This is a genomic window from Prevotella sp. P5-126 (assembly GCF_002251185.1).
Lineage (GTDB): Bacteria > Bacteroidota > Bacteroidia > Bacteroidales > Bacteroidaceae > Prevotella.
In genome coordinates, this window is sequence record NZ_NPIZ01000055.1 from 38,717 (window position 1) to 48,210 (window position 9,494).

Annotated in this window: 10 protein-coding genes; 9 read left to right on the top strand and 1 reads right to left on the bottom strand. The window is 49.9% G+C overall.

Annotation, left to right across the window (positions count from 1 at the left end):
• Positions 1 to 20: 20 nt before the first annotated feature.
• Positions 21 to 1,679 carry an AMP-binding protein gene (locus tag CIK90_RS06690; RefSeq protein ID WP_094446306.1) on the bottom strand — a complete coding sequence of 553 codons (1,659 nt, stop codon included), beginning with the start codon at positions 1,677 to 1,679 and terminating at the stop codon, positions 21 to 23.
• A 368-nt stretch (positions 1,680 to 2,047) separates the two neighbouring features.
• Here CIK90_RS06690 and atpD point away from each other — a divergent pair, with 368 nt between their 5' ends.
• The 9 genes from atpD (at position 2,048) to CIK90_RS06735 (ending at position 9,371) form a co-directional block, all read left to right on the top strand.
• Positions 2,048 to 3,574, top strand: coding sequence for a F0F1 ATP synthase subunit beta (atpD, locus tag CIK90_RS06695; protein WP_094464658.1), 1,527 nt, complete (start codon positions 2,048 to 2,050; stop codon positions 3,572 to 3,574).
• 5 nt (positions 3,575 to 3,579) lie between these two features.
• Positions 3,580 to 3,828 (top strand): ATP synthase F1 subunit epsilon, encoded by a 249-nt coding sequence (gene atpC / locus CIK90_RS06700; RefSeq protein ID WP_094389921.1) that lies wholly within the window; start codon positions 3,580 to 3,582, stop codon positions 3,826 to 3,828.
• Between the two features lie 13 nt (positions 3,829 to 3,841).
• Positions 3,842 to 4,273, top strand: coding sequence for a hypothetical protein (locus CIK90_RS06705; protein WP_144007235.1), 432 nt, complete (start codon positions 3,842 to 3,844; stop codon positions 4,271 to 4,273).
• Positions 4,274 to 4,283: 10 nt separating this feature from the next.
• The gene (gene atpB / locus CIK90_RS06710; protein ID WP_094464660.1) at positions 4,284 to 5,345 is read left to right on the top strand and encodes a F0F1 ATP synthase subunit A; all 1,062 of its coding nucleotides are present in this window, start codon (positions 4,284 to 4,286) and stop codon (positions 5,343 to 5,345) included.
• Between the two features lie 66 nt (positions 5,346 to 5,411).
• Entirely contained in the window at positions 5,412 to 5,666 is a 255-nt protein-coding gene (gene atpE / locus CIK90_RS06715; protein WP_094389923.1) for an ATP synthase F0 subunit C, read from the top strand.
• A 22-nt stretch (positions 5,667 to 5,688) separates the two neighbouring features.
• A complete protein-coding gene (atpF, locus tag CIK90_RS06720; protein ID WP_094389924.1) occupies positions 5,689 to 6,198 on the top strand; it encodes a F0F1 ATP synthase subunit B in 510 nt (169 codons plus the stop codon).
• 23 nt (positions 6,199 to 6,221) lie between these two features.
• Entirely contained in the window at positions 6,222 to 6,758 is a 537-nt protein-coding gene (locus tag CIK90_RS06725) for a F0F1 ATP synthase subunit delta (RefSeq protein WP_094389925.1), read from the top strand.
• 51 nt (positions 6,759 to 6,809) lie between these two features.
• Positions 6,810 to 8,396 carry a F0F1 ATP synthase subunit alpha gene (atpA, locus tag CIK90_RS06730; protein ID WP_094389926.1) on the top strand — a complete coding sequence of 529 codons (1,587 nt, stop codon included), beginning with the start codon at positions 6,810 to 6,812 and terminating at the stop codon, positions 8,394 to 8,396.
• 6 nt (positions 8,397 to 8,402) lie between these two features.
• Positions 8,403 to 9,371 (top strand): F0F1 ATP synthase subunit gamma, encoded by a 969-nt coding sequence (locus CIK90_RS06735; RefSeq protein WP_094389927.1) that lies wholly within the window; start codon positions 8,403 to 8,405, stop codon positions 9,369 to 9,371.
• Positions 9,372 to 9,494 lie beyond the last annotated feature (123 nt).

Consider the following 9,494-nt stretch of genomic DNA (forward strand, 5'->3'; position numbering starts at 1 on the left):
TGTTTAGTTTAGTATGATTCTTATTTATACAAGTAGCGCTTGATACTTTTCTTTGGAGTTTTTGCAAATTCCTCATATCGGATTTCGATACTCTGTATGCGGCTGTATGCAGGCATCATATCGTTGAGTTGCTGACGGTTTTGCTCCATGATGTTTTGTAGATCCGTCTCGGTGAATCCCATCTCTTTGGCCTCGTCCATGTCAGGATGTACGAGTGCCACAAGGTGTTGGTTGCGCTGTACGATAATACATTCGCTGACAACTGCCATTGATGCGAGTTTGTCTTCTATTTCCTCTGGATATACGTTTTGTCCGCTGGCTCCGATGAGGATGTTCTTTGAGCGTCCTTTGATAAACACATGTCCGTCTTCCGACATGGTTGCAAGGTCTCCGGTATGATACCATCCCTCCTTGTCGAGTGCGGCATCTGTTGCCTCTTGGTTTTTGTAGTAGCCCAACATGACATTGGTGCCTCGTGCCAGAATTTCGCCTGCCGTGTTCCGTGGATCAGGTGAGTCAATCTTCACTTCCATGTAGTCAACGGGCGTACCGCATGATCCTTTTTCAAAATCGTGGAAATCGCTGTAGGTAATAAGTGGCGCACATTCAGTAGCACCATAGCCTACGGTGATAGGGAAGTCGATGTCAACGAGGAATTTCTCTATTTCCTTGTTAAGTGGAGCACCTCCTACAATGACTTCATAGGCTCTGCCTCCAAAAGCCTCACATACCTCTTTACAGATATGCTCTTTGACTTTCTTCGAAACCACGGGCATCTGCCAAAGCAGTTTGATAGCGTTGTTCTGTATCTTGGGGAATACTCTCTTGCGTATGATTTTCTCGATGATGAGTGGCACCGCCACTACCAGGTGTGGTCTTACTTCCTTAAAAGCCTCTGCAATAATGGCAGGTGATGGCAGTCGGGTGAGGAAGAAGAGATGGTAGCCTGAACAGAATGAAAACAAGAACTCGATGGCTTGTCCATACATGTGTGCCATGGGGAGGATAGAGAGAATCTTGCTGAACTTAGGCAGTCTTGGTGCCAATGCATTCATGCAGAAACTCACATTGCCCCACACTGCGCGGTAGGGCAGCATTACACCCTTTGAGAACCCGGTAGTACCACTGGTGTAGTTGAGCATGCAGAGTTCTTCGGGTGAATCCACGTGCCAATGAATATCCTCCTTGCGAAATGCCATCGGATATTTCTTTCCAAAAAGTTCATTAAGGTGTTCGCGGGCGTAGGCCAGTTTTTCATTTCTGCATGTGTGGAGTGAGAAATCCGGCAGATTCAGAATACCGCTCAGGTTTGGCATTTCCTTTTCGTCAATGGTCTTGACGATGTAGTCGCCTACGAAAAGCAGTTTTGATTCCGAGTGGTTAACGATGTTGTGAATCTGTTCGGCATTGAATTCATGGAGAATAGGAACGATGACAGCTCCGTAGGCGAATGTAGCAAGGTAAGCCACAGCCCAGTGAGCTGAGTTGCGTCCGCACACAGCGATGCGGTCACCTTTCTCTACTCCTGCTGCTTCCATGAGAATGTGGAGCTTTTCTATTTTGCGTGCCACATCGTGATATTGTAGTGTGGCTCCTTTGTAATCAGTCAGTGCATCGAGCAACCAGTTGTCTTTGATGGTTTTTTCGATGTAAGAGTTGAAGCTTGGTATGTTGTCCATTGCACAAATAACGAAATTTTGTGCAAAGGTAATGCTTTTTTTGCACATTCACAAAAAAAATGTGCAATAATTTTATAATATGTCCATTCCCTTATACCATACCTTATTAAATATAAGGTAAAAAGTAAACTGGATGATGTGTTTTAGTTTTCCAAGGGCTATTTTAAGGGCTATTTTATGTGTACTTTTGTCGTCTGTGACGGGTGGTGATTGTTCAATGTTGCTGCAAAGGTGTTGCAAAGGTGTTGCAATAAACAAATAGTTGCATTAAAGTTTGTGAATTTTTTCTTTTTTATTAAAAAACTTAGTAATTTTGCGTTCAAAATATCTAAGCAAATAAAGTTAACTAAAATATAAAAATACTGCTTATGTCACAGATTAATGGACACATTTCGCAGATCATCGGCCCGGTAATTGACGTCTATTTCAATACCGAAGGCCAAGACGCAGAGAAAGTGCTTCCCCGTATTCATGAAGCGCTGACCATTAAGCGTCAGGATGGTACGCAACTTGTGATTGAGGTACAGCAGCACATCGGTGAGGATACCGTGCGCTGTGTTGCCATGGACAATACCGACGGTTTACAGCGTGGACTGGAAGCCGTACCGATGGGTTCTCCTATTTTGATGCCTTCGGGCGAACAGATCAAAGGCCGAATGCTCAATGTTATCGGCCAGCCGATTGATGGTATGAAACAGCTCGCGATGGAGGGTGCTTACCCCATTCACCGTGAGGCTCCTAAGTTTGAAGAACTTTCTACCACCAAGGAGATACTTGCCACGGGTATCAAGGTCATCGACCTGTTGGAACCCTACCTTAAAGGTGGTAAGATTGGACTTTTCGGTGGTGCTGGTGTAGGTAAGACCGTGCTGATCATGGAGCTCATCAACAATATCGCCAAGGGGCACAACGGATTCTCTGTATTCGCCGGAGTAGGAGAGCGTACCCGTGAGGGTAACGACCTGATCCGCGAGATGATTGAGTCTGGCGTTATCCGTTACGGCGACAAGTTCCGCAAGGCCATGGACGAAGGCAAATGGGATCTCTCGCTGGTTGACCCTGAAGAACTGAAAAAGAGTCAGGCCACCCTTGTGTATGGTCAGATGAACGAACCACCGGGTGCCCGTGCATCCGTAGCCCTTTCTGGTCTGACCGTTGCAGAAGGCTTCCGCGATGGCGGCAGTAAGGATGGCGGTGCAAGCGATATTTTGTTCTTTATCGACAATATCTTCCGTTTCACTCAGGCTGGTTCCGAGGTGTCTGCCCTGTTGGGCCGTATGCCTTCAGCCGTAGGTTATCAGCCTACGCTTGCCTCTGAAATGGGATCCATGCAGGAGCGCATCACCTCTACCAAGAAAGGTTCTATCACTTCCGTACAGGCTGTTTACGTGCCTGCCGACGACTTGACCGACCCTGCTCCAGCAACTACGTTTACCCACCTTGACGCCACAACCGTGCTTGACCGTAAGATTGCCGAACTTGGTATCTATCCTGCCGTAGATCCTCTGGGAAGTACCTCACGAATCCTCGACCCACTCGTTGTGGGCAAAGAGCATTATGAGTGTGCCCAGCGCGTGAAGGAGATCCTGCAGCGCTATAAAGAATTGCAAGACATCATCGCCATCCTTGGTATGGACGAACTCTCCGACGAGGATAAGCAGACCGTAAACCGCGCACGTCGCGTGCAGCGTTTCCTCTCTCAGCCATTCTCAGTAGCCGAGCAGTTCACTGGTCTGCCAGGTGTGATGGTGCCCATCGAAGAGACCATCAAGGGTTTCAATGCCATTCTTGACGGTGAGGTTGACGATCTTCCAGAGCAGGCCTTCCTCAATGTAGGAACTATTGAAGATGCGAAGGCAAAGGCCAAAAAACTGTTGGAAGCTGCTAAAGGATAATTCGTATGTTGAAGTTGAAAATAGTTTCTCCCCAGAAAATCGAGTTTGAGGGCGATGTTCAGAGCGTTCTCGTTCCTGGTGTCTTGGGCCAGTTTGAAATACTGACCAACCACGCCCCGATTATCTCTGCGCTGACAGAAGGAACCGTAGTCTATGCGAAGTCAGACGGTGTGAAAAGCCAACTGGCTGTTGCCGGCGGTTTTGTTGAAGTGCAGAAGAATGAGGTGGCACTTTGTGTAGAACTCAATGCATAAGGAAAACAGACCAATGACGGAAGTACAAGAAAATCACATGATGCGTAAAGCTGCAGTCACCTATATCATTCAGAGCCTGACAATCATCGCAGTGATGACTGTTCTGGCCCTGTTGAGTGCCGGTGTATGGGGAAGCCTTTCGATGATAGGCGTGCCCCTTGCCGTTGCTGCAGGTTTCCAAGTGTTCGCCAGCCTGACCTACGGTTTGGCTTGGCGTGCGGTGGCATCCAGTTCATCAGCCAGTCTGCCGACGTTCTATCTTGCAGCATCTGGCTTGCGTATGATAGCAGGCATTGCCACCGTGCTGATCTATCTGTTTCTTGCCGACGACGAGATGCAGATTCGCTTCTTCGTCTTCCTCTTCCTTGTCTATTACCTTGTGCTGCTCATTTACGATACCCTTTACTTTGTGAGGGTGGAGAAAAAGATTCATCGAAATGCATAAAATAAAGAAAATGAAATATTTACTCGTAAGTCTTCTACTGTTACTTGGGCTTTCGTCCCCTGTCAATGCGACAGCGTCTAATAGCGTTGACGTGAAGGAAATCGTGTTGGGCCACATGGCAGACGCCTACGAATGGCACATTACCACATTCGGGAAGACCCATGTCAGCATTCCCCTGCCGGTCATTGTGAGAAGTGAGGCAACGGGAGCATGGCATTGTTTCAGTTCCTCTCGCATCGAAGAGGCTGCCGAAGAAGGTCACGATTACCAAGGCTTCTATTTCAACGAGGCGAAGAACGGTAAGATTTATGAGCGGCTTTCCGACGGTAGTAGCGTGCGTCCTTGGGATTTGAGCATCACCAAGAGTGTGCTTCAGATATGGATTGTAGTATTTGTCATGCTCGCCATCTTCCTCAGTTGCGCCCGTTGGTACAAGAAGCACGATGTGACGCGTGAGAGCCCCAGAGGCTTTGTCGGCATGATGGAAATGCTGGTCATGACCATCCACGACGACCTCATCAAGGACTCCATCGGCGAGAAGCACTATCGTCCCTATGCCCCTTATCTGCTGACAGCGTTCTTCTTCATTCTGATCACCAACCTGTTGGGCTTGTTGCCGGTATTCCCCGGTGGCGCCAATGTGACGGGAAATATCAACGTCACCTTCTTCCTGGCCCTGTGCACCATGTTGGCAATCAACCTGTTTGGCAATAAGGAATACTGGAAGGAAATCTTCTGGCCCGACGTGCCTGCATTCCTCAAGGCTTATCCCGTGGCTATTATGCCAGTCATCGAACTCTTCGGCATTCTCACCAAGCCCTTCGCGCTGATGATCCGTTTGTTTGCCAACATGATGGCAGGCCACGCCATTATCCTCTCCTTCACAGCCATCATCTTCATCGGATGGTCACTCAATGCTGTTTTGGGAAGTGGACTTACCCTGCTGAGCTTCGTCATGATGCTCTTCATGAACTGCCTTGAGTTTCTTGTGGCATTCATCCAGGCATACGTGTTCACCATGTTGAGTGCAGTATTTATCGGACTGGCTCACCCCGAACACCATGAAGGATAAACACATTCTCTAAAGAAAAAAAGTAAACAATAAAAAAATAAGTATAACCCATTTAAAAAATTTAAGATTATGTTATCATTGATTTTACAGGCAGCCGCAGGTGCTGGTCTCGCTAAGTTTGGTGCCGGTCTCGGCGCAGGTATTGCAGCTATTGGAGCCGGTCTCGGTATCGGTCGTATTGGTGGAAGCGCTATGGACGCTATTGCCCGTCAGCCCGAAGCAGCAGGTACTATCCGTACAAACATGATTCTGACAGCAGCCTTCGTAGAGGGTGTTGCCCTGTTTGCCGTTGTAGTTTGCGCACTTTGCGTGTTCATGTAATCCATAAAAAACTTCAAAGCAAATGGATATGAATTTACCATCAATACTGACGCCCGACTTCGGACTCTTCTTCTGGATGCTCGTCGCGTTTTTGGTGGTCTTCCTTCTGCTCGCTAAGTTCGGTTTCCCCGTCATCACCAAATCGGTAGAGGAGCGTAAGAACTTCATCGACGAGAGTCTCCGCAAGGCCCATGAGGCACAGGAGCGACTCGCCAACATCGAGAAAGAAGGAGAATCCATCTTGCAGGAGGCTCGCGAGAAGCAGACACAGATACTCCGTGAGGCAGCCCAGACCCGCGACGCCATCGTGGAGCAGGCCCAGGAAAAAGCCCGTCAGGAAGGTTCACGCTTGTTGGATGAGGCAAAGACTGCCATTGCCCAGGAGAAGAATGCCGCAATCGCCGACATTCGTCGTCAGGTAGCAGCCTTGAGTGTCGATATTGCCGGAAAGGTTCTTCGCGAGAATCTGAAAGACGACAAGTCGCAGATGGATTTGATTGACCGTATGCTGGATGAAGTTTCTGCTAAATGACAATAAGTAATTGATGATTGCGTATGGATATTGGAGCAATATCGATCAGATATGCACGGGCCCTGTTGAAGGCAGCCACCGCTGAAGGTCTCGAAGACAAGGTCTATCAGGACATGATGACCTTGGCGAAGAGCTACCTGGAGGTAGATCAGCTGCGGCAGACCGTCGAAAATCCCATGCTTTCGAAAGAAAAGAAGGAGGGCATACTGGCGGTTGCCGCCGGTGAGCAGCCTTCTGTTCTCACTCGAAACTTCATCAATCTCGTATTGAAAGAAGGCCGCGAGAACGTGATGCAGTTCATTGCGAATTCATATATCACGCTCTACCGCAAGCAGAAGAACATCATCCGTGGAAAACTCACCACCGCAGCGCGTGTGTCCGCTCAGACCGAGCAGAAGATGCGCCAGATGGTAGAGAGTAAGACTAATGGCACTGTGGAGTTTGAGACAGAGGTAAATCCCGATATCATCGGCGGCTTTATCCTTGAGTACGACACCTATCGCATGGATGCGAGCGTGAAGTCGAAGCTCAACACCATTCTCACACAGTTAAGTAAATAAGCAATAGTGTCCCCCCGTGGCACTTGTATCAAGCATTATTATTAAAAACAAATGTCAGACAAAATAAAACCAAGCGAAGTCTCGCAGGTGCTGCTCGAACAGCTCAAGGGCGTCAACGACTCTGCCAGTTTCGATGAAGTGGGCACCGTCCTCACCGTCGGCGATGGTGTGGCACGCATCTATGGACTCCGCAATGCAGAAGCCAACGAGTTGCTCGAGTTCGAGAATGGCACTATGGCCATTGTGATGAACCTCGAGGAAGACAACGTGGGTTGTGTGCTTCTCGGTCCAACGGCAGGCATTAAAGAGGGACAGGTCGTGAAGCGCACCAAGCGCATCGCATCTATCCGCGTCAACGACAATATGTTGGGACGCGTCATCAACCCCCTCGGACAGGCTGTGGATGGAAAGGGAGACATCGACCTGACAGGAGCATTTGAGATGCCGCTCGACCGTAAGGCTCCTGGTGTGATCTACCGTCAGCCGGTAAAGGAACCGCTCCAGACCGGATTGAAGGCTGTCGATTCCATGATTCCTATCGGTCGCGGACAGCGTGAGCTCATCATCGGCGACCGCCAGACGGGAAAGACCGCCATTGCCGTAGATACCATCATCAACCAGAAGAGTTTCTATGAAGCAGGCAAACCCGTCTATTGTATTTACGTGGCAATCGGACAGAAAGCCTCTACCGTAGCCACACTGGTACAGTCGCTCAAAGAGCACGGCGCCATGCCCTATACCATCGTAGTAGCCGCCACAGCAGCCGATCCTGCTGCCATGCAGTATTACGCTCCGTTTGCAGGAGCTGCCATCGGTGAGTACTTCCGCGACCGCGGTTATGCCGCCCTTGTGGTTTACGACGACCTCTCCAAGCAGGCTGTTGCCTATCGTGAGGTATCCCTCATCCTTCGCCGCCCGTCAGGACGTGAAGCCTATCCTGGTGACGTGTTCTACCTCCACTCTCGTTTGTTGGAGCGCGCAGCAAAGATGAACGAACAGCAGGAGGTGGCAGAACAGATGAACGACCTGCCTGCATGCATGAAGGGTCATGTACGCGGTGGTGGTTCGCTCACCGCACTTCCTATCATCGAGACCCAGGCAGGCGACGTGTCAGCGTATATTCCTACCAACGTCATCTCCATCACCGACGGACAGATCTTCCTGGAGAGCGACCTCTTCAACCAAGGATTCCGTCCAGCCATCAACGTAGGTATCTCCGTATCCCGTGTGGGTGGTTCGGCACAGATCAAGTCGATGAAGAAGGTGGCAGGAACATTGAAGATCGACCAGGCACAGTATCGTGAACTGGAGTCCTTCTCTAAGTTCTCCAGCGATATGGATGCCGTGACCGCCATGACCCTCGACCGTGGTCGTAAAAACAACCAGTTGCTCATCCAACCACAATACAGCCCCATGCCCGTAGGCGAGCAGGTGGCAATCCTCTATTGTGGTGTACACGGACTGATGCGCGAGGTACCCATCGAGAAAGTACGCGAGTGTCAGGATGCCTTCCTCGACAAACTGCGCACCTCCGCTCCCGAAGTCATCGAGACCTTGGGCAGTGGCAAGATCGACGACGCCACCACACAGCGTATCGAACAAGTCATGGCAGACATCGCCGGAACCTATAAAGCCTGATAGCCTATGCCGAGTCTGAAAGAAATCAAGGGACGTATAGCAAGTGTCCAGAGCACCCGTAAGATTACGAGTGCCATGAAGATGGTAGCTTCTTCCAAGCTCCATCATGCCCAGGTGGCCATCCAGAACATGCTGCCCTACGAGACCTTGCTGGAGCATATCCTGAAGTCGTTTCTTGCGGCAGAGGCCGAGGCACAGACTGTGTTCAACGAAGAGCGTCCCTTGAAGCGTGTGGCACTGGTGGTCTATTCCAGCAGTTCATCGCTTTGTGGCGGATTCAATGCCAATATCATCCGTTTGCTCAAGCATCGTGTTGATGACCTCTCTGCCCAACTTGGCGCCGGTCAGGTTGAGATCTATCCCATCGGACGTAAAGTGGCTGATGCAGCCGCCAAGATGGGGTGTAAGGTCCATACCGACTATGCCGACATGGTGGAACATCCCGATGTTGCCCAGTGCATCGCATTGGCGCGCGAGCTCGGAGGCCGTTTCATGCACGGTGAGATAGACAAGGTCGATTTGATCTACCACCACTTCAAGAGTGCAGGATCGCAGGTGCTCACCACCAAGACCTTCCTCCCCATCGATTTGGAGAGCGAGCTCCAGCGTGACCATGAGCGCGACCTCACCACTACTGTTGTCACGCGTGAGGCACAGGACTATCTCAAGCGCAACGCCCGCAACGAGCAGAAGCGCGAGGAGAAAGCAGTACCTCTGAACGACAACTTCATCGTCGAGCCCGACATGAAGAGCGTTCTCACGTTGCTCATCCCCAAGCTCGCACATCTGATGCTCTACACAGCCCTGCTCGACAGCATTGCCTCAGAGCATGCAGCGCGCATGGTAGCCATGCAGACAGCGACCGACAATGCCGATGAGCTATTGCGTCAGCTGAACCTGCAGTACAACAAGAGTCGTCAGCAAGCCATTACCAATGAGTTGCTCGACATTGTAGGTGGTTCGATAAACAGTTGATTTTATATCGTTTTTAGAGATAAATGGGTGTTCACTTGGTCGGACACCCATTTTTCTTTATGCGCACACGGAGTGTTTAGTTTATAGGTTAAAGTTTATAGGTTATAGGTTAAAGGTTAAAGG